The 25,001-nt window shown below is 55.6% G+C and carries 23 protein-coding genes and 1 pseudogene; 14 read left to right on the top strand and 10 right to left on the bottom strand.

Annotated elements, in window-relative coordinates; translation table 11 throughout:
• Window positions 1-15: 15 nt before the first annotated feature.
• A pseudogene (locus DBV39_RS07500) lies at window positions 16-809 on the bottom strand (isocitrate lyase/PEP mutase family protein).
• Window positions 810-1,034: 225 nt separating this feature from the next.
• Between DBV39_RS07500 and DBV39_RS20275 the strand changes: the two are divergent.
• The 4 genes from DBV39_RS20275 to DBV39_RS07480 all read left to right on the top strand — a co-directional run bounded on the left by DBV39_RS20275 (window position 1,035) and on the right by DBV39_RS07480 (window position 4,191).
• Window positions 1,035-1,169, top strand: coding sequence for a hypothetical protein (locus DBV39_RS20275; RefSeq protein WP_265416044.1), 135 nt, complete (start codon window positions 1,035-1,037; stop codon window positions 1,167-1,169).
• Between the two features lie 147 nt (window positions 1,170-1,316).
• Entirely contained in the window at window positions 1,317-2,321 is a 1,005-nt protein-coding gene (locus DBV39_RS07490) for a TRAP transporter substrate-binding protein (RefSeq protein WP_227870855.1), read from the top strand.
• A gap of 8 nt (window positions 2,322-2,329) precedes the next feature.
• Window positions 2,330-2,920 carry a TRAP transporter small permease gene (locus DBV39_RS07485; protein WP_159078859.1) on the top strand — a complete coding sequence of 197 codons (591 nt, stop codon included), beginning with the start codon at window positions 2,330-2,332 and terminating at the stop codon, window positions 2,918-2,920.
• Window positions 2,917-4,191 carry a TRAP transporter large permease gene (locus DBV39_RS07480; RefSeq protein WP_108621004.1) on the top strand — a complete coding sequence of 425 codons (1,275 nt, stop codon included), beginning with the start codon at window positions 2,917-2,919 and terminating at the stop codon, window positions 4,189-4,191. The genes DBV39_RS07485 and DBV39_RS07480 overlap by 4 nt, the downstream gene beginning before the upstream one ends.
• Before the next feature lie 26 nt (window positions 4,192-4,217).
• On the opposite strand, the gene DBV39_RS07475 is transcribed toward DBV39_RS07480, so the two are convergent.
• The gene (locus DBV39_RS07475; protein WP_108621003.1) at window positions 4,218-5,204 is read right to left on the bottom strand and encodes a LysR family transcriptional regulator; all 987 of its coding nucleotides are present in this window, start codon (window positions 5,202-5,204) and stop codon (window positions 4,218-4,220) included.
• Window positions 5,205-5,409: 205 nt separating this feature from the next.
• Between DBV39_RS07475 and DBV39_RS07470 the strand changes: the two genes are divergently transcribed.
• From DBV39_RS07470 to DBV39_RS07455, 4 genes are read left to right on the top strand one after another with little or no spacing between them, the layout of a single operon-like run.
• Entirely contained in the window at window positions 5,410-6,618 is a 1,209-nt protein-coding gene (locus DBV39_RS07470) for an NAD(P)/FAD-dependent oxidoreductase (RefSeq protein WP_108623158.1), read from the top strand.
• Window positions 6,619-6,672: 54 nt separating this feature from the next.
• Window positions 6,673-7,644 carry a TAXI family TRAP transporter solute-binding subunit gene (locus DBV39_RS07465; RefSeq protein ID WP_108621002.1) on the top strand — a complete coding sequence of 324 codons (972 nt, stop codon included), beginning with the start codon at window positions 6,673-6,675 and terminating at the stop codon, window positions 7,642-7,644.
• A 3-nt stretch (window positions 7,645-7,647) separates the two neighbouring features.
• Window positions 7,648-8,163: a DUF1850 domain-containing protein gene (locus tag DBV39_RS07460; protein ID WP_159078858.1), complete on the top strand. Its 516-nt coding sequence runs from the start codon at window positions 7,648-7,650 to the stop codon at window positions 8,161-8,163.
• A 29-nt stretch (window positions 8,164-8,192) separates the two neighbouring features.
• On the top strand, window positions 8,193-10,424 hold the full coding sequence (locus tag DBV39_RS07455) for a TRAP transporter permease (RefSeq protein WP_227870854.1): 2,232 nt from the start codon (window positions 8,193-8,195) through the stop codon (window positions 10,422-10,424).
• A 235-nt stretch (window positions 10,425-10,659) separates the two neighbouring features.
• Here the strand turns inward: DBV39_RS07455 and DBV39_RS07450 are convergent, their stop codons facing one another.
• On the bottom strand, window positions 10,660-12,303 hold the full coding sequence (locus DBV39_RS07450) for a thiamine pyrophosphate-dependent enzyme (RefSeq protein WP_108621000.1): 1,644 nt from the start codon (window positions 12,301-12,303) through the stop codon (window positions 10,660-10,662).
• A gap of 304 nt (window positions 12,304-12,607) precedes the next feature.
• Here DBV39_RS07450 and DBV39_RS19455 point away from each other — a divergent pair, with 304 nt between their 5' ends.
• Window positions 12,608-12,775 carry a hypothetical protein gene (locus DBV39_RS19455; RefSeq protein ID WP_159078857.1) on the top strand — a complete coding sequence of 56 codons (168 nt, stop codon included), beginning with the start codon at window positions 12,608-12,610 and terminating at the stop codon, window positions 12,773-12,775.
• 211 nt (window positions 12,776-12,986) lie between these two features.
• Window positions 12,987-13,376, top strand: coding sequence for a 50S ribosomal protein L19 (gene rplS / locus DBV39_RS07445; protein WP_108620999.1), 390 nt, complete (start codon window positions 12,987-12,989; stop codon window positions 13,374-13,376).
• Window positions 13,377-13,502: 126 nt separating this feature from the next.
• On the opposite strand, the gene DBV39_RS07440 is transcribed toward rplS, so the two are convergent.
• Window positions 13,503-14,882: a serine hydroxymethyltransferase gene (locus DBV39_RS07440; protein WP_108620998.1), complete on the bottom strand. Its 1,380-nt coding sequence runs from the start codon at window positions 14,880-14,882 to the stop codon at window positions 13,503-13,505.
• 289 nt (window positions 14,883-15,171) lie between these two features.
• Entirely contained in the window at window positions 15,172-15,579 is a 408-nt protein-coding gene (locus DBV39_RS19890; protein ID WP_227870853.1) for a transposase, read from the bottom strand.
• A 2-nt stretch (window positions 15,580-15,581) separates the two neighbouring features.
• Between DBV39_RS19890 and DBV39_RS07430 the strand changes: the two genes are divergently transcribed.
• Together DBV39_RS07430 and DBV39_RS07425 are read left to right on the top strand one after the other, a co-directional pair.
• Window positions 15,582-15,995 (top strand): OmpA/MotB family protein, encoded by a 414-nt coding sequence (locus DBV39_RS07430; protein ID WP_108620997.1) that lies wholly within the window; start codon window positions 15,582-15,584, stop codon window positions 15,993-15,995.
• 334 nt (window positions 15,996-16,329) lie between these two features.
• Complete coding sequence (locus DBV39_RS07425; protein WP_108620996.1) at window positions 16,330-17,076, top strand: CoA pyrophosphatase; 747 nt, start codon at window positions 16,330-16,332, stop codon at window positions 17,074-17,076.
• Here DBV39_RS07425 and rsgA read toward each other — a convergent pair.
• Both rsgA and DBV39_RS07415 read right to left on the bottom strand, forming a co-directional pair.
• The gene (rsgA, locus tag DBV39_RS07420; RefSeq protein ID WP_108620995.1) at window positions 17,037-17,936 is read right to left on the bottom strand and encodes a ribosome small subunit-dependent GTPase A; all 900 of its coding nucleotides are present in this window, start codon (window positions 17,934-17,936) and stop codon (window positions 17,037-17,039) included. The genes DBV39_RS07425 and rsgA overlap by 40 nt on opposite strands.
• Window positions 17,933-19,186: a M48 family metallopeptidase gene (locus DBV39_RS07415; protein ID WP_108620994.1), complete on the bottom strand. Its 1,254-nt coding sequence runs from the start codon at window positions 19,184-19,186 to the stop codon at window positions 17,933-17,935. The genes rsgA and DBV39_RS07415 overlap by 4 nt, the downstream gene beginning before the upstream one ends.
• A 99-nt stretch (window positions 19,187-19,285) precedes the next feature.
• Here DBV39_RS07415 and orn point away from each other — a divergent pair, with 99 nt between their 5' ends.
• Window positions 19,286-19,894: an oligoribonuclease gene (orn, locus tag DBV39_RS07410; RefSeq protein WP_108620993.1), complete on the top strand. Its 609-nt coding sequence runs from the start codon at window positions 19,286-19,288 to the stop codon at window positions 19,892-19,894.
• Here orn and DBV39_RS07405 read toward each other — a convergent pair.
• From DBV39_RS07405 to DBV39_RS07395, 3 genes are all read right to left on the bottom strand, one after another.
• Complete coding sequence (locus tag DBV39_RS07405) at window positions 19,851-21,302, bottom strand: MATE family efflux transporter (RefSeq protein ID WP_108620992.1); 1,452 nt, start codon at window positions 21,300-21,302, stop codon at window positions 19,851-19,853. The genes orn and DBV39_RS07405 overlap by 44 nt on opposite strands.
• The gene (locus DBV39_RS07400) at window positions 21,299-23,035 is read right to left on the bottom strand and encodes a glycosyltransferase (RefSeq protein WP_108620991.1); all 1,737 of its coding nucleotides are present in this window, start codon (window positions 23,033-23,035) and stop codon (window positions 21,299-21,301) included. The genes DBV39_RS07405 and DBV39_RS07400 overlap by 4 nt, the downstream gene beginning before the upstream one ends.
• A 483-nt stretch (window positions 23,036-23,518) precedes the next feature.
• Complete coding sequence (locus tag DBV39_RS07395; RefSeq protein WP_108620990.1) at window positions 23,519-23,788, bottom strand: type B 50S ribosomal protein L31; 270 nt, start codon at window positions 23,786-23,788, stop codon at window positions 23,519-23,521.
• A gap of 422 nt (window positions 23,789-24,210) precedes the next feature.
• On the opposite strand from DBV39_RS07395, the gene DBV39_RS07385 reads away from it, so the two are divergent.
• On the top strand, window positions 24,211-24,981 hold the full coding sequence (locus tag DBV39_RS07385) for a spermine/spermidine synthase domain-containing protein (RefSeq protein WP_108620988.1): 771 nt from the start codon (window positions 24,211-24,213) through the stop codon (window positions 24,979-24,981).
• Window positions 24,982-25,001 lie beyond the last annotated feature (20 nt).

Raw genomic sequence — 25,001 nt, 5'->3', positions numbered from 1 at the left:
ACTTGCACCTGATACTCAGTCTTGTGCGTGATTGCGGTCGAACTCCCAGACTGCCTCGAACCCCATCAGGCGACTGAAGGCTTCAAAGTTGTACAGGTGGTCACGGATCGCAGTCGTGTCACCGTCAGAGCGTAAGGTCTGATAGACGTTCTCGACGGCTTGTCCCATAGCCAGAAAGGCTGCAGTCGGGTAGATGGCCATCTTAAAACCCATTTGTTCAAGCTCGGTCTTTGACAGAACCGGAGTGCGGCCGCCCTCAACGATGTTGATGAGTGTTGGTTTGGCAAATGTCGCCGCAATCCTGGCCATTTCGTCCGTGCTTTCGGGAGACTCGACGAACAGAATGTCGGCACCCGCATCGCTGTATGCCTGCGCCCTGCGCAGTGCTTCATCGAGCCCGTGCGGGGTGCGGGCGTCTGTTCGTGCCACAATCAGAAAATCCGGATCAGTCCTGGACTCGACTGCGACCTTGATCTTTCGGACCATTTCCTCAAGCGGGATGACTCGCCGCCCGGGGTATGTCCACACTTTTTTGGATATTCCTGGTCTTCGAGCTGGATACCCGTTACGCCGGCTGCTTCGTAGCCGCGAACCGTATGCGCAACATTGAGCAGCCCCCCGTACCCGGTGTCACCGTCTGCGATCAGAGGTGTTTCGGTGCCCTGCGCAAAAGCGGCCGCGCGGTTGACCATGTCGGTGTAGCTTGCAAGGCCAGCATCCGGTAACCCAAGGTAAGAGGCAACTGTTCCGTATCCAGTCATGTAAAGCGTGTCAAATCCAAGCCGGTCGGCCATACGTGCCGAGATCATCTCGAATACGCCCGGCGCGACAATCAGTCCGGGCTCACCGAGCCGCTGGCGAAGCCGTTTGCGCTTGGCGGTCGGGTCAGGAATCGTGTGCATGTTGAATACCCCCATGTGTGTTCTGCAAGACATTGATTGGAATCAGCTGGCATTGTAGGCAACTGCCGTGACTGCTACATGCGCATTCAGTGTGAGAGGTTGCAGGTGATGCAATTTGATAAACGAAACTTCATGAGTAACTCTATCGCAACCCTGGTTCGCGAGTCGATTCCAGGCAGCCTGGGGGCAGGTGTTGTGGTCCAGGTTGTGTCAGTCATCACCATTCTGGTGCTCACAGTAGTACCATCAGACCACGAAGCCGTTTGACCGTCCGAGGGTGCTCTCTATACAATCCGCGCTGTTTTGCGAGGAGATGCAGTCCTGACGTCGATTTGATATTCAGCGAATTGTGCGCGGCGGCGCGACAGCTTTACTCACACACATAATATTGTTTTATCCTCAGGAGGAGTCTGTATGAAATCCCGCTTCATGAAAGCTGTTTCGGTTGCTGCGCTGGCAACAGCCGGTTTGATGGTCAGTAGCCAGGCGCTGGCTGAACGTACGGTGCGGCTGTCGTTGCAGTTGCCTCTCAAGCACCAGATCGGACAGAACATCGTGTTCTTTAAAGATGAGGTCGAGCGCCTGTCCAACGGCGAGCTCAAGCTCGAGCTCTACGATTCCGCTCAGCTCTACAAGGGCAGCGAAATTCCCCAGGCCGTCGGTTCAGGTGCCATTGATATGGGGCTGGTCCTGATTGACGAGTACGCCGGCACGATCCCGGCTGTGGGCCTGTTCTCGGTTGCGTTCATGTTTCCGGACTACGATGTCCTGGCCAAGGCTGCCAGCCCTGATAGCCCGATTCGCCAGAAAATCGACGAATTGATTCGCCAGACTGGCACCCGTGTGATGTGGTGGCAGGATTACGGCCCAATTCAGCTGGTATCCAAGACACACCTCGACATGCCCGAGCAGGTCAAGGGCCAGAAAGTTCGTGTGCTTGGCAAGCCCTCGGGTGACTTCGTCGATGCGCTCGGCGGCATTCCGGTCAAGATCAGCGGTTCGGAGCAGTTCATCGCCTACCAGCGCGGTACCGTCGATATCGGGATGACCGGCACAACGGCAATTGAGTCCCGCAAACTGTATGAAGTCATGGACTTCGTGACCATCACTAATCACGCCCAGACCGAGTTCCTGGTCGTCATCAACGACAAGTTGTTTGATTCCCTGAGCGATCAGGAGAAGAAGTGGATGAGCGAAGCTGCGCTGGCTGCCGAGAACAAGATTCGTGCCGAGACCAAGAAAGAGAACCTCGACTCGGAGAAGTTCATTGCAGAGAAGACCGACATGAAGGTCATCAACTTGACGCCTGAGCAGGTCAAGGCATGGCAGAAGGCTGCCGAGCCAGCAATCGATGAGTACATCAAGTCTGCCGGTCCTGTTGGTCAGGAACTTGTTGAAGAAGTTCGCAAACTTTACTGAGAATGAACATGCGGGCAAACAATGAACACAAGGGACCCCCGATTCCGGGCCTCGTCTGGGTTGATCGGGCATCAGAACTGCTGGGGCGCATCGGTGATGTGCTCATCGTGCTCATCACGGTTCTGCTGACCTATGAAGTTGTTGCCCGCTATGTTTTTTCAGCGCCAACCAAATGGACCCAGGATGTTTCAACCTTGATGCAAGTCTGGTTTACATTCCTGGGTATGGCGCTTGTGCTTCGCAAGCGCGAGATGATCCGTATCACTGCCATTCTTGCGATTGCACCGGCCTGGGTCCGGTATCTGTTTGAAGCGATCGCACTGATCGTGATTCTGGTTTTTTCTGTCGTCGCGGCCAGCAAAGGCTACGACATGATGCAGGACTCCCTGCGGCTTGGGCGTCGCCAGCCCACCATGATGGCTTTTCCAAACTGGGTGGGTGAGTTGCCTATTGTCATCGGGTTTGCCTTGCTGGCATTGCAGTCGCTGGTTGAGTTGATACGACTGCCGTTTGGTCCTGCTCCGCAGTTTTCGGTCAGTGGCGAGCAGGAAACTCCTGCTGCCGAGTCTGACAAATCTTCTCAGGTGAGTGCATCGTGACACTGGTCTATATCGCCATGGCCCTGCTGGGCTTGCTGTTTATTGGTGTTCCGGTCGGATTCGCACTTGCTGGCCTTGGTGCAGCGTTGATCGCCCTGAAGGGCCTGCCCATGGCGATGTTGTCGCAGAATCTGTATGGGTCGCTGGACAACTTTGTTCTGCTTTCAGTGCCTCTTTTCCTGCTCATGTCCAACATTTTGCTCAAGGGCGGGGTTGGGCGTGATCTGTTTGACGCTGTTCAGAAGTGGGTCGGTCACTGGCCCGGGGGACTGGGTGTGGCTGCCCTGATCTCGTGTGGACTGTTTTCTGCAATTTCCGGCAGTTCTGTCGCCACGGCAGCAACTGTCGGTACAGTTGCTATCCCGGAGATGACCAGGCGTGGCTACGGAAAAGGGTTCACGCTAGGACTGCTGGCTGCCGGAGGCACGCTTGGCATTTTGATACCACCGTCGATTCCGCTGATCGTTTACGGCGTCATCACGGAGGAAAGTATTGGCAAGCTGTTTCTGGCCGGTGTTGGCCCAGGCTTGTTGCTGGTCCTGCTCTTTGGTATTTACACGGTCATACATGCCCGTTTCAGCAAAACTCAACAACGCATTCCCAAGGCGAGCGCCTCCGAGCGCCGGGTGGCAACATTGCGTGCCTTGCCGACAGTCGGTCTGGCGATGCTGATTCTGGGCGGCATTTACAGCGGTGCATTCACGCCAACAGAAGCATCAGCCGTTGGCGCTGCGGCGTCATTTGTCCTGACCATGTTCTTTTTACGCACGCTTACATGGCGTACCTTTTATGAAGCGGTGCGTCACTCAACCTCGACGACCATTGTGTTGTTTCTGATTGTGGTGGGTGCCAAGATCTTCGGCAAGGCCATTACGATCTACCAGGTACCCGGAATGATCTCGGATCTGGTCGATCTGCACTTGTCGTCGGTTGATGGGTTCATGGTGATCGTCACGATCATCTTGCTGATTCTCGGGCTTTTTCTGGAAAGCCTGTCGATGCTGTTAATTATGGTGCCGGTCTTGTTTCCGACAGTCATGGCACTGGGTGTTGATCCAATCTGGTTCGGTATCTTCTTTGTAATCCTGATCGAAGTCGCGCTCATCACACCGCCAGTGGGGTTGAACCTCTTTGTCATTCAGGCTATCTCGAGTACATCGCTAGGTGTCATCTCCAGAGGTGTGTTCCCGTTCATCTTGCTGATGATGCTATCTGTGCTGCTGGTGTACTTTTTCCCGCAGATCGTGATGTGGTTGCCGTTTGCCTGGTGATCAGTTGCGCTGAACGGACTGCACAGTTACTCGTTCAGGGTTAGCACCAAAGCTTGATCAGACAGGCCTGGCAAGGCCTGTCTGATGCCTGGCAGGATAGTGTGCGCGATGATCTGCCGGATCATCTGTATCAGCAATCTTGCCAGTCTCTCATCGGCGTCATCTCGCCACAGCAGATAAAACTCCCGGCCTCCTTGCAGATTGCCGGCGAGTTCCCTGACGTCCACTCTGTCAAGACTGTGTCTTGACTGCAGTAGACAGAGTGCTGACGAGATTGCCCATCCCATTCCTGCAGCGACCAGTGATAACAGGGTCTCGGTCTCATCAAACTCGAAGCGCCTGTTCGCCCGCACCCCATGATGAACCACGAATCGCTCGATCTGGACACCGATGCGGGATCGCAGGCTGTACCGGATGAAGTCCTTATTCCTGGTCGCCGCCTGAAGGTTTGCGCTGGCACCAATGTTCTCAGGGCTTTGTCCCTGAGGATAGATTGCCAGCCAGCTCTCTCTGAACAGCGGTACGCAACGAACCGATTCCTGCTCGGTCATAGGGTCAGTTGACACGGCAAAGTCAATGTAACGCTCCATGATCTGCCTCGAGATATCTGGTGCCAGTCCTGAATAGAGTTGCAGGGAGTTCTCGTGTGTGTCTAGACCCCTGATGAGCGATGGTCCGACTGTCGCAGCGAAAGAGTCGACACAGCCAAGGCGAAGATTCCGGGGTGTGTGATGACCAGTAGCCAGCAGTCGCTTGCGTAAGGCGCTGGCTTCGTCAACCAGTCGCTGTATGGCGGGCAGCGACTGTTCACCAAATCGCGTCAGGCTGACAGGCCGGCTTGAGCGGTCAAACAATGGCTGCCCAAGGTCGCTTTCCAGGTTCCTGATGACCTGGCTCAGTGCACTTGCGCTGACGTTTAACTGTCTGGCTGTTTCATGAAACGAGCCAGTCCGGGCAATCCGGGTGAATGCGCTTAGTGCGCGCAGGTCCAGGTGATCGTCGTGTCTGGGCATGAGTGATTCATAAATTTAGATTTTCTTCACAACAAATGAAATATAACTGAACTTGTCGTGGGTTTCATGGCATGTCACTACGCTTGTAACTGCGATATCCGGTGTCATGCAGTTGTTGCTGACAGGCACCGGTGAGTCATCGGGATCGCGCCAGTTCGACGTTTGCCTGAAAGGCTGGCAGGTTGATCCCCTTCTTTACTACTCAATGGAAAGCAAGACCGTGTCGACAGAGCAGACATTTGATGTGATTGTGATTGGTGCCGGGGTCATCGGCGCCTCTGTGGCCTTTCATCTCGCCCGGCTTGGTGCTGGTCGGGTACTTGTTCTCGAGCAGAGCCAGATAGGCGATGGAACTGGAGCACAATCTTCCGGAATTTTGAGAACTCATTATTCAGTTGAGTCCAATGCCAAGCTGGCGCGTCTTTCCTGGGATGCGTTCACCGATTTCAGCCGGTATCTTGGTGATGAGGATGCCCAGTGCGGCCTGGTCAGGTGCGGTTATCTGATTGCAGCGGGCGAGGGCCAGCGGGCTCAGGCACTCCACGACACCATTGAGCAGCAAAAGTGTATGGGTATTCCGATCGAGGTGCTCAACGCCTCGCAGGCGCGCAAGCTGTTGCCGATCGCCAGGTTTGGCGAATCAGAACTGATTGCCTACGAGCCAGAGGCAGGGTTTGCCGATCCCTACATGACCAATACATCGTTTGCGAAGGCAGCGCGCCGTCTGGGCGCGAAGATCCTGCAGGGCACACGGGCGCTCGGTCTGATTCGTGATGGCAGCCGAGTCACGGGTGTGCAGACTTCAGCGGGTGACTTTTATGCTGGACATGTCGTCAGTACCCAGAATATCTGGGCGCACCAGCTCGCTAACTGGCTGAACGTCGATATCCCGCTCAAGGCCGAACGACACATTGTGCTGGCACTTGAAGCCGAGCGGGCCTACACCCAGGAGATGCCGGTCTTTAAAGACATGGTTTCTCCGGGTATGCTGTATCTGCGCAGTTATGGTGCACGCCAGATGCTGGTGAGTGAAGGCGTGCAGGGCGAGGTACTGGAGCAGTGCATGAACGAACAGGGTGACGTGCCACTCGATACCATGGTCTCGATTGGAGAGCAGGTGGCTGAGCGCTTTCCGGATTATGATTGCGCTCAGCTGGCATCTTCCTGGACAGGGGTTTATGATGTCACCCCTGACTGGAACCCTGTTCTGGGTGGACTGCCTGGTATCGATGGATTGACTGTCGGTTTCGGGTTTTCCGGGCACGGCTTCAAGCTCTCACCCGGAGTTGGCCTGGTTCTTGCTCAGCATGCGCTGGGAATGCCAACGCAAATCGAAATCAGTCCGTATCACATCGGTCGATTCGCCAGCGGGCAGTTGCTCACTGGAAAATACGGCGCCGGCGCCGTATCGTAAGAACAAGTCGACGGACATCCGATGACTTGGATAATTTTAATAAGGAGAAGTTGCATGAAGATCTCTTGGAAAACTGTTGCGGGCGCTGCGCTCGCTCTGTCACTGGTTTCAACCAGCGCTATGTCGCAAAGCCGCGAATTTTTTGGTATCGCAACGGGCGGCACTGGTGGTACCTACTACCCTCTCGGTGGCATGCTGGCTCAACTGATCTCGAACAAGGCCACGATCAATGGCAAGAAAGTATCGGCAACTGCCGAGTCGGCAGGCGCCTCGGTCGCCAATGCCAAGTTGCTTGCCAACGATGACATCGAGTCTGCATTTGTTGCTGCTGACATTCTTGATGCGGCTTACAACGGTCGTGCACAGTTCGAAGGCAACGCATTGCCGCAACTGCGTGCACTGGCTGCGCTGTATCCTGAGACGGTTCAGCTGATCACCCGTGCCGACTCCGGAATCAACAGCATCGCTGACCTGAAGGGCAAGAGCATTTCATCCGGATCGCCAGGATCGGGTCAGTACCAGTTGCTGACCGATCTGCTTGAGATCAGTGGATTGTCTCGCTCGGATGTAAGTGAGGATTCTTCCTCGTTCACGCAGGCTGTTGACAAGATTAAAGACGGTAACCTCGATGCAACGCTGATCACCGCAGGAGTGCCGACCGCTGCTGTGACCGACTTTGCCCAGGCTCATGATCTGAAGGTTGTGCCAATTGCTGGCGCGCTGGTCGAGAAGCTTCGTGAAACGCAGCCTTACTACGCGAAAGTCACGCTACCGGCTAACACCTACAAGGGACAGACAGAACCGGTCGACACCATCGCTGTACTTGCCGTCTGGGCCACCAACGAGAACCTGAGTGACGATGCTGCTTATGAGGTCACCAAGGCTCTGTTCGAGAACCTCGACACGATGGGCAAGGTCCACGTGCAGGGCAAGAACATCACGACTGATACTGCACTGGAGGTTGGTTCGGTACCTGTGCATCCCGGTGCGCTGCGTTACTTTAAAGAAAAAGGCCTGGTGAAGTAAGCCTTGTTCAGGAGACGGTGTTTCAGTCTCGCGCCACCACTTCTGGTGGCGCTTTCTCTGGGGGTGGGCGGGACGCCAGTTGCGGCCCAGTCACCCCCGGAGAAAGCGTGCTACCTGACATTAACGCAGCATCGGACTGGCCTGCCGCTGGCCAGTATCCTGATGCAGCAACGGCCGGTGCAGTTCTCGGTCGAGTTTATTCATTCAGTGCTCGGTACAAGGGTCAGCGACTTGTACGAGATGCGATCAGATGGCAAGCAGTGGCGGGCTTTCCTGATCGAGGAAACATTTGAAGGGCAGGGCTATGGTCTGCCCTATGGTGCCACAGCACCCGGCGAGCGGTATGAGCGAGTCGGTGATGGTTGGCGACTGACCCTGAATCGAGTCATCGATCCACTGGTCCAGTTGCCTCTGCCGCAGCAAGAAATTGATCTGGTCTGGCCGATCGGCCGTATCCGGATCGCAAGCCTGAGCGAGTCCTCAGTGCGCATCACCCTTGAAGGTTGTCCGCCTGACTGACAGTCAATCCGATTCATTTGAGGTATGCAGTGAAATCAGAAAACAATAAACCAGATGAGGGCGCTGCGCCCAACGTCGACCAGTTGATCGAGCAATACGATCCGGAGTCGAATTTCCGGAATCTGGCCGGCATGGCTGCGATGTTTGTGACCATCGTGTCTGTCTCGCTCTCGGGCTGGCACCTTTACACCGCAGGCTTCGGTCTGCATAACGAGATTGAGCACAGGGCAATCCATCTGTCAGTTGTGCTCGGCCTTTGCTTTCTCGTCTTTCCGCGCCAGAAGGCCTTGCCTGGCATTTGGGAATGGATTGTGCCGACGCTGCTAGGCGTTTTTTACATGCTGCTTGCCTGGTGGCTGGTCGACGAGCTTGGTTCTGATCTTGATCCAGTTACGAGCTGGATCTTCATGGGTGTGGTGCTTTTGATCAGTGTGCTAGCCATGCCGTTCAAGGCTCTAGATGGCAGCCATACACACATTCCCCTGCGAGACTGGTTCTTTGCTGTCGTGGCAAGTGGTTTCTCGCTGTATCTGATTGTCTTTTTTCAGGACATTTTCATTGACCGTCCGGGAGACCATACGTCGATCGATCTCATGATCGGTGTACTGGCGATCATCATGGTCGTGGAAGTGACCCGGCGCACGATGGGCGTGTTCCTGCCTCTACTCGCCGTTGCGGTTGTCCTTTACGGCATTTTTGGCCCTTATCTGCCAGGCGATCTCGCTCACCGTGGGTACAGTGTTCCACGAGTGGTGGCACACCTTTACAAAGGTACCGAAGGCATCTACGGCATCCCTGTCGGTGTGGTTGCCACTTTCGTGTTTCACTTTGTGCTGTTCGGCATCATGGCGCAACTGACCGGTCTGGGACAATTGTTTGTCGATCTTGCAACAATTGCTGCAGGCCGCTTCTCAGGTGGCCCGGCCAAGGTTTCAGTGGTTTCTTCCGGATTGTTCGGCATGATTTCCGGATCACCGATTGCCAACACCGTCACGACAGGGGTGATGACCATCCCGATGATGAAGCGGGTCGGTTTCCCAGCGCGTTTTTCTGGCGGCGTTGAGGCTGCGGCATCCTGCGGAGGCCAGGTTACGCCGCCGATCATGGGCGCCGCCTCATTCATCATGGCTGAAACCCTTGGTATTCCGTATTCGACGCTGGTGTTGATTGCAATTATTCCGGCTGCCATGCATTACCTTGCCATCTTGCTGATGGTGCATTTCGAAGCCAGACGTCTGCGCTTGAAGGGGATGGATCCTGCCGATATTCCGGACGCCTGGAAGGTTCTCAAGGCTTCTTGGCACCTGTTCATTCCGCTGCTTGTCATGGTCACGCTGCTGCTGATGCAGTACACACCGTTCCTGGCCGCCTTCTGGGGCATTATTCTTTGCATCGTCTGCTCATGGATTCCGAAGTTTCTAGGTCAATATGGTCGAACGATGGCAGGAACGCCTATCACCCCGCGGGGTCTGATCATCGGTTTCGAAATGGGTGCCAAGACGGCTTTGGGCATTGGTGCGGCGTGCGCTTGCGTGGGCTTTGTACTGGGCATCATGACGCTCACCGGCATGGGGTTCAAATTCTCGTCATTTGTCTTGAACCTCTCGGAAACAGTTGCGTTGGGGGTGAAGGGATTTGACTTCCTCAATCTGCTGGACATGAAGCAGCTCACCATTTTCTTTGGTCTGCTGTTCACTGCTGTCGCGTGCATCGTGATGGGAGCTGGTGTTCCCACGACTCCGACTTACATCATTCTGGCTTCGATTGTTGCACCCACGCTGGCTCAACTGGACGTGCCGCAGCTTTCGACACACCTGTTCGTGTTTTATTTCGGGGTGCTAGCCGATGTCACACCGCCTGTTGCGCTGGCAGCCTTCGCGGCCGCGGGGATTGCCCGTTCTGAACCGATGCGAACAGGCATGACTGCGTTCCGTTTGTCAATGGGCAAGGCACTGGTGCCGTTTGCATTCGTGTACACACCAGCGCTGCTGTTCGTTGACTTCACCTGGAGTGCTTTCCTGGTGGCGTTCTTTGGCATGGTTGTGGCGCTGACTGGACTTGCCGCCGCCTACACGGGGTATTTCGGACGCAAGATTTCCTGGCCGATCTTTATTGTTCTGAATGTCTTGTGCATCTCGCTGGTCTTTGGCAATCCGGTAGTGACGGCCGTAGCTGCGCCGATTGTGGTGTTGATCATGATGTGGTTGTGGCGTAACCGCGACAATCACGATGATGTTCAACCGCAGGTGCAGACTGTCTGATCATGATGGTCTGGGCGGGTTGTCCTCGTGTGGGTGGTCCCGCCTTTTTCACACGCTGAGTCTTGTCTGCGAGTCGTCGTTAAAGGTTGAATCAGGTTAGCCAGCAACAAAAAAGCCAGACTGACGTCTGGCTTTTTTGTTGACTACCTCTTTTGCTCCTCATCCCGTCCTGGACGGTCGTGACGGTGGATCCATTGCCATTTTTCTACATGGTGCCGTGTTCTGAGTGATGTGCTCAGGGGGTGTGCGGCAGAATGGCGCGCAGACTGCTCTGGACTTGAATCAGAACCGGACCCTGCTCACGTACCGCCTGAGCGATGGTCTGGTTGATGTCACGGCTGTGTTCAAGTCTCAGTGAGCGCATACCGAAACTTTCTGCCATCGCCGCGAAATCCGGGTTATGCAGGCTTGTGCCACTGACTCGGCCAGGATAGTGAACTTCCTGATGCAGCCGGATCGATCCATAGGTTCCGTTACACGAAACAATCATCACGATTGGTAATTGCCTCTCGACTGCAAGAATCATCTCCTGACCGGTCATCAGTATTCCGCCGTCACCTGCGATGCAGATGACCTGGCGCTTTGGATAACGCAATGCGCAGGCCAGCGCTGCGGGAGTGCCGTACCCCATTGCACCTGCCAGTGGAGCCATCAATCGACGCTCCTGTATAAAAGATGCATAGCGGTAGACAGGTGCAGCGAAGGTTCCTGCATCCAGACAGATCATGGCGTCGGGTGTGGCATGGTCCATGACGGCACGCACGACCTGTGTAAAGTCCAGCCCATCATCAAGTGTGCGTGGCGCGGGCCACTGGACATATTCGGTGTGGAAAGCTCGAAGTGCCTCGCGCCAGCTCTGGTCGCGCATTTCGCAGCTGGCATCGTGTCCTGTCATGGCTCTGGCGAAGCCGACAGGGTCAGCTACCAGCGGAAAATCGGCCTCGGTGTCCCACCCGATCAGCCGACTGTCGGGATAACAGTGCAATAGCTTCTGTCGAGCCCGGCCGTATCGGGGAAACACATAGTTCTGTGTGGTGATGTCTCCAAGCCGGGTGCCGAGCGCGAGCAGGAAGTCACACTGTTCGAGTAACGCCATTTGGCGTGCAGGATTGGCCAGTCCCATCGTGCCAATAAATAGCGGATGATCGTGAGCCAGGATGTCGTGACGCCGAAATGACAAGATCACGGGTATCTGGAAATGTTCGGCAAAGGCTTGCAGAGCTTCGCGACCGCCGGGAACATCAAATGCGCCGCCAGCCATGATGAGTGGGCGTTGTGCCTGATTGATTGCGTCGGTGATCGACTGGCGGGTGCGATGATCCGGGATGCCGGCAATCTGCAGTTGAGCCGACGTGATGGCTGGCTCGACCTCCTGCTGCTGGATATCCTCCGGCACGACCAGAATGACTGGTCCGGGTACACCTGACGTCGCCACCCGGACCGCCTTGGCCGCCGCTTCACCTAGCTGTTCCGGGTGTCTGCACTCAAATACCCATTTCGCGATTGATCCGAACATCTGCTGGTAGTCGATCTCCTGGAATGCCTCTCTGCGCAGATCTTTCTCGGCGATCTGTCCGATCAGGAGAATCATGGGAACAGCATCTTGCTGTGCCGTGTGAACCGCAATGGTTGCGTTTGAGGCACCTGGTCCGCGACTGACCAGTGCCACGCCGGGACGTCGGGTTAGTCGACCATCTGTGACCGCCATGAAACCTGCTCCGCCCTCATGACGGCAGGTCACGGTGTCAATCTGCGCAAAGTCAACCAGCGCGTCGAGCAGACCCAGATAGCTTTCTCCTGGTACCAGGAATACTCGATCGACGCCCGCTTGAGACAGGACGTCAAACAAGGCGTGGCTGCTGGTGTAACGAGAATGCATTGGCTGGACTCCACAGAAAAATAGGGGACTCGGTGGTGACTGGGCGAACACGCGTGTGGCTGTCTGGTCACCGTGAGTACGATTCGACCCGTATTTTGCGTAGAGGCGAACCTGCCGGCAAGATCTCAGAATTACTTGCGAAGCTCGCCACCTGTCTCTATCCGGTAGAACGGGCCTACAGAACACAAGTTATCTGTTATTGCAATCAGCAGTGATGTTGTGTACAGTACTGTTTAAGAAATCAGTTTTTTGATCAGTCAACCTCAGACTGGCAGTCCGAAACAGAAACTTCCGGAGATGAACGATGACAAGTCTTTCTGCCACCAGCGTGCACGCTTCTTCATATGCCAGGGCCAACGAAGCATTACGAGAAAAACAGTCTGCTTCATTCAAGTCCGATGTCATGCTGGTTCTCTTCTGGGCAGCAATGATTCCTGGTCTGATGTGGATGGGGTCGTATCTCGGTTATTGATGCTGGTGGCGGTTGGCATCTTTGCGACTCGCCAGGACTGGCGTATGTTTTCAGGATAGGGGGGCATCGGTTCAAAGCACAGACTCGCAGAAACCGATATAATTGCGGGCTAACTTGTTTGCATCCTCTGTCCAGCGGATATTTAACAATTTCACAAGCCGGTCTCGTGCAGACCGCATTCGCTGCGAACAAGATGCGTATGGAGCCTTAAATGAATTTGATCGCTATTCTTGAGCAAGAAGAAATTGCTCGTCTGACAGAAGGGAAACAATTGCCCGAGTTCGGCCCGGGTGACACCGTTGTGGTGAACGTCAACGTGGTTGAAGGTACACGCAAGCGCGTCCAGGCCTACGAGGGTGTGGTGATTGCCAAACGCAAGCGTGGCTTGAATTCCGCGTTCATCGTTCGCAAGATTTCCTCTGGTGAGGCCGTTGAGCGGACCTTCCAGTTGTATTCGCCCCAGATCGCTTCGATCGAAGTCAAGCGTCGTGGTGATGTCCGTCGCGCCAAGCTCTACTATCTGCGTCAACGCTCCGGCAAGTCGGCCCGTATCAAGGAAAAGCTGGTCCGTCGCTCGGTCTCAAAGGCGACTGCTTCCTGATTTTCATTAGCTGGACACGGCGGCTCATGCTGTCGTTCAGCTTGAAGTCGATTTCGAGTCAAGAACACCCCAGCGTTTTTACGGGGTGTTTTTTTTCGTCTTCCTGTCTGGTGCTGGCGGTTTCAGTCAGGGTTTGGGCACCGGTGTATTGCGCATGAAATGCAGTCCCTGAAACTGCATCCTGAATCGTGCTGTGTCCGCGGCAACCGTCTCAGGGGCATCAGTCTGTAGTGCATGCGTAATGAGTTGTCCCAGTTCGCGCGTGTCCTGAACCCTTAGTCCTCTGCGGACAATTTCGGGTGTGCCGAATCGCACCCCGTTCGGCTCGCCCTCATCGCAACCGAGCGACGACTCCGGCAATCCAATACCGCACGCGAGAAATCCGGCGCGTCGCAGGTGGGCTGCCGCGTTCTGACCTCCGCCCCACGGGTGTGCGTGCAGGGCAAACTGGTGCGACAGGGTGGCGGTGTCCCGCAAGTCTTCAGGTTGGTAGACCGGTAGTCCTCGGTTGTGTAGCTCCATCGCAAGTGACTGGGCGACATCTACCATTGTGCGGGCATAGTCGCGTCCGTATGTGATCCAGTCTAGCAACGTGATTGCCAGTGCTGCTGTCTTGCCGGCATCGAAGTTCGCTGTCATGCCGGGAAACGCAATTGCTTCGATTCGCTGTGCGAGTTCCTCGTCCTGTGTAAGAATCATTCCGGAAGGGGGGCCACCGAGACTCTTATAGGTGCTCATCGTCATGATATGCGCACCCTGTGAGAGGGGGTTCTCCCAGACACCTCCTGCAATCAGGCCACATTGGTGCGCGGCATCGAATAGTAGCTTCGCCCCGACTTCGTCAGCAATCTCGCGAATGTCGGCAACTGGGTGGGGCAGCAAATTCAGGCTGCCTCCAATTGTGATCAGTTTAGGGCGTGTTTCGTGGGCGAGTTTTCGTAGCGCATCCAGATCCACAGTGTATCGGTCGCGGTCGATCGGAGCGTCATGCGTTCTGAGACCATACAGTCCGGCACATCCCGCTTCATGATGCGTGACATGCCCCGCGATCGCGCTGGCTGGTGCAATGATGTCATCACCGTGTGAGCAAGTTGCCATGAATGCATAAAGATTGGCCATGGCACCAGAAGCAACGCGCAGTTCGACGTGTCTTGCGTCAAAGACCTGCGAGGCCAGGCTTGATGCGATCACTTCAATCTGTTCGATGGCTTCGAGTCCGGTCTCATATTTGGCACCTGGGTAGCCAAGCGACGGTCGGGTGCTCAGTCCTGCACTTAACATCGCTTCTGCTTGCGGATTCATGATGTTGGAGGCTGGGTCAAGATTGAAGCACTGCTCATCGTGAATGCTCCTGTTTTCCTCCACAAGCGAGCGGATCCTGTTCTCGATACCGTCGCATGAAAGCCCGTCAATACTCAAAAGTATCCGTTGCTCACGTGTCTGAGTGGGTGAGGCAAGCCAGGTTCGTTGTTGGAGGCTGATCGTATGAAGATAGTTCTGGGTCATGGTCAACTCGCGAGGTGTTCAATGAGTCAGTTTGAATACAGGTGTGCAGGAACTTTGGACATGAGCATCGCGATCCTGGAATGCTGGGCGCAATGCGCTTCTTTAGCTAGTTTATGTCTCCATCTCTGAGGACTGACTTGCCCCTGCGGGATGTCACCATAACGGCAAGATGGACTGGGCCTTGAGGCGCAGCATAGAACGAACGCCTAAGACTAACGCTCAGGCAACCCGCTGCCAAGGGGAGCCCCATTTTTACACTATCTTGGTCTGGCGCTCGAGCATCTAAACTTTACGCCGTTGGTTCTGTAAGCGAATTTGAACACTTGCCCGCGTATTCCCCTTGCTGGTCCGTCTGGTTTGCGTGCGAACCCTTAGGCGACGCCGACCTGACAGGAGGGGGGCAAGCGGGCGGTCTGGTTCTGGGTGGTCCTGGGCCATTTGCCTTGGCGTTGGTGACTGCTTTGCGGGCATGCTCTTCGGTTCCCCGAGCGTCGACACAGGCACGCACTGTCTCAAACGTTACGCCGCCGACACTGCCGACAAAACAGGCGCGGTGCCAGAACTGCGGTTTCTTGTAGAAAGCCGCAATGTGTTCGGCATAGGGGTTTCTGGCTCGGCGGTTTCTGGCACGGCGGGTACTGGCCGTCTTGATGTTGTTGATCAGTACCGAGATATCCAGCGCATTGGTGGTCCTCATCGATGCGCACACGCCTGGGACGGGCGTGGTGGCGAGGCCCAAACCGCTGGCGCGGCAACGCGCCAACTCAAACTCTGGTTTCGGCCCTGAACCACCCCATGACTAAAGTCAGGGGCTTACGCTCACAGTTGGTCAGGAATGGGCCGCACACGATCACCATTGGGGGCCATACCGACTCGGTAGCAATTCGAAGCTCGCGCTTCCCTTCTAACTGGGAGCTTTCGAGTGCACGAGCGGGCAGTGTTGTCTGGTATCTGCAATCCAACGGAATCGATAGCAAACGTCTGAGAACAGTCGGCTATGCTGACACGCGGCCCATTGTGGCTGACCTGACGCCAGAAACACGAGCCATCAACCTACGTGTAGAGATTACGCTGGCACTTCCGCCTGGAGGATCGAGTGAGGTCAGTCGGTGATTCAGAAGAATGTCGGAACACAATCGCGTCTACGTCAAACGATAGGGGCTCGCGATTCTCAGATTTCACTGAGTAGCTTGTGAGTCCAGGAGTGGGTGAACTTTGTCTTTCAGGCACTTTGCATGTCAGTTGTGGCAAAACGTGTTCAATAGATCGGGGAGGCCCGTCGTCAAGGAGTTGACGCCAGCGTGTATGCTTGGATTCAGCATAGGCAATTTGTATTGACGCAAGTGACTCCTCGAAGTTCGGGTCTCTGTATTCGTCAAATATCATATCCGTTTATATTACATACGCGTAACCGAAAAAAGCAGCGTTGAGTGCAGGAAGTGGAATCATGTCTTCAACACCATTGAGTGGTGATCGGGTTAAGGAAAGACCTCGCAGGGGACCGCAGTTTGATCCCATGATGCAGCCATGGGAACCGGCAGATGCCCGGTTTGGTGCTGTACCGGCCGAGGTCCTGAGCCCGGATTTCATCAGAGCGGTGCTTGGGCGTCCGATTACCCCTGTTCCACTGGAGATTCCTCGCGAGATGCCAGTCGCCGGATACGAAAGTCGGACATCTCCCGTTCCAGCTGCCGTACTGGTACCGATGGTCATGCGAGAGCAAGGATTGACGGTGCTGTTGACGCAGCGCACAGCTCATCTACATGATCATGCTGGACAGGTTAGCTTTCCGGGGGGGCGAGTCGAACCCGAGGACCCCAATCCGGTCGCAACTGCGCTCAGGGAAACCATGGAAGAAACCGGTCTGGCTCACCACCATGTCGATGTGGTGGGACGTCTGCCCCAGTATTTCACTGGAACTGGTTTTTCCATTACACCAGTGACTGCTCTGGTACGGCCCGGTTTTGAGCTCGCACCAGACGCTTTTGAGGTGGCTGAAGTGTTTGAGGTTCCGCTGGCGTTTCTCACCGATCCTGGTAACTACAGAATCCATTTGGCTCGGCTGCCGGACGGCGGCGTGCGTCGTTACTTTTCTGTTCCATGGCAGCAGTTCTTCATCTGGGGCGCCACCGCCGCGATGTTGAGGGGGATGTATCAGGTTCTTGCGAAAGCTTTTTCCGAAAACAAGCGCTGATAGAGGGCGTGGCGGTCGGGGTGAACCAGACCTGCCTTCAGGTCGGCAAGCACGCCACATCCAGGTTCATGCAGGTGAGTGCAGTTGTAGAACCGGCAACTCTGCCTTCCGTGTTCGAATTCAGGAAATCCGTGTTCCAGATCTTCCGCGTTCAGGTGCGCCAATCCAAATGTTTGCACTCCTGGCGAATCGATCAGGTCACCAGTGCCTTCTGGCAGGTGGTATAAACGAGTCGCCGTTGTCGTGTGCCGTCCGGCCCCCAGTGCGACCGAATGAGTCTGAGTGGCCGCCTGAGCCTGAGGTACCAGGGCGTTTAAAAGTGTGCTCTTGCCCATGGCGCTCTGTCCGAGCAGAAGGGTTGTCTTGCCCTCCAGTCGTGGCAGAACCCGTTGCCTGGCCTGTTTCACGTCAAGTGCTGAAATCTCGATGACATCCACTCCGAGCACTCGATAGGGTTCTAATTTGCGGTGTGCCTGGGCGAGTCCTTTTTGCTCATCAGTCTTGTTGAGCACAATAATGGGGTCAACGCTGGCTGCCCACGCGCCCGTCAAGGCACGACCGAGCAAGTCCTCAGAAAACATTGGGTTGCCCGCGACTACAACCATCAGTTGATCGACATTGGCCGCGAACTGTTTGGTGCGTTGATCATCAGATCGATGGAGCAGGTTTTTTCGGGTCTGGATGCCAGTTAGAGACGCTTCCGTTTCACCCTGTCGGGCGATGTCGACCCAGTCGCCCACGCATGCGTCCTTGCGCTTGCCTCTCGGGTAGCAAAGCAGGACGTCTCCATTCTGAAGCTCAACCATATAGTGGCGGCCATGTGCGCTGATGACTCGTCCTGACAGGGTGGGGGCATTCATGTTGGAGCAGTGAGTTGGCGAATCCGGATGGCAGCCGGAGGGTGCGTGTCATAAAAGGCTGAATGCACCGGGTCTGGTGTCAGGGTGGCGGCATTGTCATCAAACAGCTTCACAAGCGCGGATACCAACTGTTCCGGGTCACTCTGGTGGGCCGCAAAGCGATCAGCCTCGAATTCATCTTTGCGTGACAGCATGTTCAAGAGAGGAGTGAACCAGAAGGTGAATACAGGTACCACCATGAAGAACAGGATGAGTCCTGTTGCACCCACAATCGATGTGTCTGGTGCAGCAACACCGAGATCCGTGTAAAACCAGGCTTGCATGCCCAGCCAGCCCAGCAGGGCAAACATCATCAGGGCAGTCAGCAGGCTCATGGTGATTCTTTTTGTGATGTGACGGTGTTTGAAGTGTCCGAGCTCATGCGCCAGAACGGCCTCGATCTCGTCCGCGGTCAGCTTGGACAGCAGCGTGTCAAAGAAGACAATCCGCCTGGATCGTCCGAACCCGGTGAAGTAGGCATTGCCGTGCGCAGATCGCCTGGAGCCATCCATCACGAACAGACCGTTGATCGAAAATCCGCAACGCCTGGCGAGTGCCTCGATTCGTCCACGTAGATCGTCGTCTTCCAGGGCAGTGAACTTGTTGAAAAGCGGTGCAATCCATGTCGGAAAAATCAGCATCATCACCAGGTTGAAGCCAGCCCAGACGAACCAGGCCCAGAACCACCAGCTTTGTCCGGCGACTTGCATCAGCCAGAGAATCAACGCCACAACAGGCGTCCCCAGAGCTAGCGCAACCAGCAGACCTTTGATACTGTCGGTGATAAAGAGCTTTAGCGTCATGCGGTTAAAACCATATCGTGCCTCCAGCCCGAACTGCCGATAAAGCGTGAATGGCAGGTGCAAAACAGCAATCAGTAGCAGGATGGCACCAACCAGGGCGATATCGGCCGTCATGCCCGAACCCAACAGACTCTCAAGCGATGAGGCAATCCAGTGAAGACCACCGCCGAGAGTGAGTGCAAGTAACACGGCAGCATCAAATACCGTTTCCACCATTCCGAGCCGGGTCCGGTCGACCGTGTAATCAGCCGCCCGCTGATGACTTCGCAAGCGAATCCTTGCGCTGAACTCTGCAGGAACCTGTTCTCGATGCTGCTTTACGTGCTGCATCTGGCGTCTGGCCAGCCATAGTCGGGTCATCACTTCGAGAGCGAGCAAGGTTAGAAACAGCGAGGTCAGCAATTGCATCGATATGAGAGAATGAGTCTGGTTGAGTTGATTTAGAGACAGTCTGCACATCCGTTGCAGGGTGTGCGCGGATATATTGATGGATTATAGGGTGAACCGATGTCGCAAACGCAGCAACAACAATCTTCAACAGGGCCATTGAACGAGTACCGCCTGGTCTGGCTGGATATGGAAATGACCGGGCTTGAGCCTGAGAAGGAACGAATCATCGAAGTCGCCGTCGTGGTGACCGAGCCGGATCTGACAGTGGTTGCCGAAGGGCCGGTTCTTGCAATTCATCAACCTGACACCATTCTGGATGCCATGGATAAATGGAATCAGTCAACCCATGGAAAGTCTGGTCTGGTTGATCGCGTCAAGGCATCGACTGTGACGGAAGTACAGGCTGAGAAGACGCTGATCGAGTTCCTGTCCCGGTACGTACCGCCCGGCAAGTCTCCCTTGTGCGGCAACACAGTAAGCCAGGATCGTCGTTTCATGTACCTCTACATGCCCGAGCTTGAGAAATTCTTTCACTACCGCACGATCGACGTCAGCACGATCAAGGAACTCGCCCGCCGCTGGCGTCCTGAGTTGCTCAAGGGGTTCGTCAAGCATAGCAAGCACGAAGCGTTAGCCGATATCCACGAGTCGATTCAGGAGTTGCAGTACTACCGGGAGCACTTTATTCGTCACGATCGACCAGAGTCGGATTCAGTGGCAACCTGACCCTGTTTTTCCTGGCGATGAGGCGGCGGTACCAGATGTGCAGCATCAGGCCGGACAGACCAAGGCCGACGCTGGACATGACCCACATGGTACCCGCACCGGGCGGTGCGTCTGCGAGCAGGGTCTGACGCAAAGGCGCCATGTACTGAACTCCCGGACCAAATCCCAGGTACCAGCCACCCAGCAAACCCACAAAAGTTAGCGCGAAGCCTTGGATGACAAGCGGGGCCATGGCTACCTTGTGGGCGCGCAGAAGGTACGCATTCGCACAATGCAGTGCATCGATGACATGAAACCACGGCAAGATCACAAGCAGTGACATCGCAATGGATGCCACGACCGGGTCACTGGTGTAGGCGGCAACGATCCAGCTGCGTCCAAAATAAAGTCCGCAAGCGGTCAGCAGGGCGCCCACGAATACAACTTTCAATCCCGTCATCCCCGTTTTGTGGGCGAGCTCATGTTGCTGCGCACCGATGGCCTGTGCGGTCAGTGATGCGGTTGCAATGCCGATTGCGAGGGGCATCATGTAGCTCAGAGCCGCCAGATTCGATGTGATCTGATGGCCACCGGTCACGGAGGTTCCTTCGCGAGCAACTAGCAAGGCCATGAATGTGAAGGCGCCGACTTCGATCATGTAAGAGGCGCCCATGGGAAGTCCAAGTCGCAGGATTTCCCACATCTGCGACCAGACCGGCATCCTGATGGTCAGAGAGAACTGCTTGAAGTAGGGTGTGCGGTAGACCCACCAGAGCGCAAGTGACAGATTGACCCAGAAAACAATTGAGGATGCCAGGCCTGCACCAGCAGCGCCCATTGCCGGCATGCCGAAATTGCCGAAGATGAAAACCCAGTTTAAAAATGCTTTTAGCCCGACACCCACCAGATTGATCACCATGATCATCTTGGGCCGTGACACAGCGTTAGCAAGAGAATACACCGTTCGGAATAGTAGCGCGGCGGGCAGTCCCAGCGTCAGCGCAAACAGGTACTCTGCGAGGCGTTCACGCACAGCAGGCGAGATGTCACCTGAAACAGACAACCAGATGTCCGGAAAACTCAATACCATCGCACCCATGATCGAGAGCAGCAGGGACACCCAGACACCCTGACTCCAGAACTGGCCTATCTCGTCAAATCGCTTGCCTCCGAAGGACTGTGCCTGGATGGGAATCAGGGCATGCATCACTCCCATCAGGCCAATGAACACGGTGATATAAATCGAGATTCCGAGGGCTAGTGCTGCCAGGTCAGTCGGACTGGCGTGGCCGGTCATGGCTGTGTCAAGCACTCCGAAAGCGATACTGGCCCATTGACTGATGAGTATGGGCCAGGCCTGCTTGAGAATGGATCGCAGTGGGTGAGCCGACACGCCTGGCGTGGTCGGCATGGGACGTGATGATGTCATTGCTGGGGCTTGATTTGCAAGAGTCGATACCGGTCAAACCGGTCAGCACCTCGTGATCCACTCCACAGCGTGGCAGTGTTGCGGTCAAACCCTGCAATCCCCTGGCGTAGCCGTTCAGCTGTCGTCTGTTGTAAAAGCAGCGGGCAACTCATGTCGTCTGTGACTTCAATCCTGTTGAACACGAAAAGTGAAGCCTGTGCGCCTTGGCTCAGCCCCACTGCACTGATGCACAAAGGCCGCCCTGCCACAGTCTGCACACGTTCAATTGCCTGGTGAAGGTCGGCCGACATGGTCCGGTAGCTTCTGACGTAATCGACGGTTGGCATCCAGAGCAGGACCAGCAGGATCCAGCTGCTGGTCAGCCCTGCAGCGCACAGCAACGCGCCGCGCCAGGCGGCTTTGGGGTTCAGGTGGATTCGCCATATCACGGTCGCAATCCAAGCCAGTGAAATCACAATCGCCATGGCGATCGCGCCAGTGGATACGCTCCCGGTGTACCCGACGGTCTGCCTGGAGATGTTTGATGCCAGCGCTGTGGGCCAGCCCGTCTGCTGGGTAATCCATCCCAGCCAGACCGATACCGCAGTTACGGAGAAGTACATCAGTGCAAACCAGTCCAGCGCGTTGACCGCGGCACGTCGCAGGGTGGGCACCGAAAAGGCTGCCATCATTGCACATGGCACGGTCAGTGAAATGTATTCCAGCTCACCGGCATGACGCTCCAGCAAGATAGCGATGGACTGGGTCACAATGAAGACTGTCGGAACCCATATGTGTGGGGCCAGAAGACTTTTGCGCCAGTTCCAGACAGCTATCAGCGCCAGGGGCCAGGTTGGCCAGATGAACCACGGTAGATCCCTGATTGGATTGAGATGCTCGGAGATGGCTCCGGGCTGCAGGTGCACGCCATTGTAAAACCACCAGGCCTGCGCCCATTCAGGGTTGACCAAGTGCACAAAGTAGAGCCAGATTGCGATCGGCAACAGGCCAGCGAGAACGGCGAGAATAATCTGCACGATTCTCTTTCTTATCGGCTCGCTCACGCTGGCCAGAAGGGTCGCTGCTGCGAGTGGTAGTGCAGCCGTCAAACCAAAGGTCAGTCCCGCTGCAGCAATGGCGGTGGCAAGAATTGCCCACGCTTGTAACGGCTTGTCCAGCAGGCGCAGGACACCGAGCAGGGCGAGCGCCTGAAAGGCCATTAGAGCCGGTGCGACTGACGTTTCATGGGTGCGCAGAACGATCCCTACAGTTGCAATCAGAAACAGGACGCTGATGTCGGCCAACAGGCGTCCATACTGGGCTTCCTTGGGCTCCCCCCCAAAAGGTAGCGCCAGCGGCTGGGCTTCGCTTCGACGTCCTGCCAGGTAGGTGGCGTACCAGAGGCATGCCAGGCACAGGACATACCAGAATAACGTTGCAAATCTGGCGGCGGCGATATCTCCGAGCAGAGGTCCCAGGATCCGGATAAAAACTTCGCCGACCCAGTTTGTAAGGGGACCGATACTGGCCAGGGCGGCTGTGCCAATGTGTGGAAACAGTCTTGTGAGGCCACCGGTCTCCACTGCCGTCATCATCGAAGCCAGCGCCACGACGTCATCGGTCTTCCAGGGGTCTCGCTCAAACAGCCCGATCAGAATATACAGCGTAGCAATGGCGATCAGCACCAGCCTGGGCAGTCGTGTGGTGGCCAGTGCAGTCAGTCGTGCAGGTGTAGCGGAGGTGAATGGCAGCACAGTCTCAGTGAAATTCAGCGAGGATTAAACGCAAACAGAGGGTTGGTGGCACGCGTTCTGGCAGGGATCTCGGCTTGTATCGTGGTGAGTGTCAGCCTGGAGACCGCCGTCACAGCGCAGCCGGTGCCCCGATGATCGCCCAATGAACGATAGCCGGCAAGCCCGGATTACCTGTTGAGTAATCAACGAGTGAAGGCAGCGAACTAAAAAAACAGGCCATTGTCGCAGTTCAGCGGCTCAGTCGGGTGTCTACGGCAGTGAGTTGTGTGTTTTCATATGTACGCATTGCCAGCTTATTGCAGAGACAGCTTTCTCAAGTTGCAGATCGGCACATTTGACCAGTCCGGATGCAAGAGGCAGCAATGAATGACTGAACCCGGGCTCCCCGGGCGCTCCTCATGACAGGCGGCTGTCAGGTACTTGTGCGCCAACAAAAATGGGCAGCACAGGGCTGCCCATTTTTGAATGCCTGTATCGCCTGGATCAGGCAGTTGGCTTGCTGCGTGTGCCGGCGGTACGAGCAAAACGCTGGCGGAATTTCTCGACGCGACCGGTTTCAACGATACGGGTTTGAGCCCCGGTGTAGAACGGATGTGACTCAGAGGTCACATCGCACTTGAACAGTGGGTAAGTCGTGCCGTCAATCTCGATGGTTTCGCGAGAGTTGAGGGTCGAACGGGAAATGAACGTGTTGCCAGTCTGCTGGTCCAGAAACACGACTTCACGGTATGCTGGGTGGATGCCTTCTTTCACTTGATGTCCTTGATAAGTCGTCTGTAGTGCCCGCACAATCTCGCCATCTGATCGATCACATGACGCGTGTATTGCGAATCTTTTGATTCATCACGTCCGGGTCTAGCAGGGCGCAGACCGACGAACGCAGGCAGCTGGAAATCTATTAAGCCCTCTAGTTTAACGTTTGTGTCGATTTCTGGCAATATGGGGTTTAATAGATGCCCATACGTGGGTCTGGCACCCTGCCAAAGGGGCCGTGTTGCCATCTGCATCCACACCTGTATCGATCTGACAGGTTCCAATGTCGTCCTGTCTCTATGCCTTGTCATGGCGTCCCGTCATGACATTCCATCACATTCCATCTGTTGTCCGCTTGTTCTGTTCTTGATTATGTCCAATTGCTTCAACGTACCCGTTCTCATCAGTCTGGCGATGCTCGCATGACTCGCGCCCGAGATCCTTCCAGCGAACAGTCATATATAGGTGACGAGCCGACTTTGTCAGAGTCTGTCGGAGTGCGCTACCTCCATTTCGGAAGTCCCTGGGTTCAGGGTGCCATGCAGGTTCGCAAACCCGAGCGACTCTATCTGGCCTACACTCAACAAATGATGGCATGGTTGCTGTTTCTTGAGCCTGAGTCCGACCGGGTCATTACCCAGCTCGGCCTGGGTGCGGCGTCAATCACCCGTTTTTGCCATAAGTTTCTGCCAAACCCGCTGGTTGTTGTTGAGCGAAATCCTGCAGTCGTGTCTATTTGCCGGCAATACTTCAAGCTTCCTGATGACGATCGGACCCAAGTGGTGCTTGATGATGCCGCTCAATGGGTCCTCGCGTCAGAGAACCGTGCAAGCGCAAGTGTGTTGATGGTTGATCTGTACGACGCGCAGGCACAGGGGCCGGTCTGTGATTCCCTTCAGTTTTATCGACATTGCCAACGCGTACTAGAGCCTGAAGGTATTCTCAGCGTCAACCTGTTCGGTCACCATCAAAGTTATGAACGCAATCTTGAACGACTGGCCAAGGCGTTCGACAATCGTCTCTTGTTGATGCCGCAGGCGGAAGAGGGTAACCAGATCGTGCTCGCATTCAAGGGGCCAATTCTCGAATGGAATCGACCCGCGCTCATGGAACGTGCCGAGATGCTCGAGACGGCGACCCGGCTGCCGGCTCGCCGCTGGGTGCGCAGTCTCGGTAAGATCACGTCCATTTGACGGGTACGAGACGATTGTGC

The sequence above is a fragment of the Orrella marina genome, from assembly GCF_003058465.1.
Classification (GTDB): domain Bacteria; phylum Pseudomonadota; class Gammaproteobacteria; order Burkholderiales; family Burkholderiaceae_B; genus Algicoccus; species Algicoccus marinus.
The sequence above is the reverse complement of the archived record's forward strand: the minus strand, read 5'-3'. Positions and strand labels throughout refer to the sequence as shown.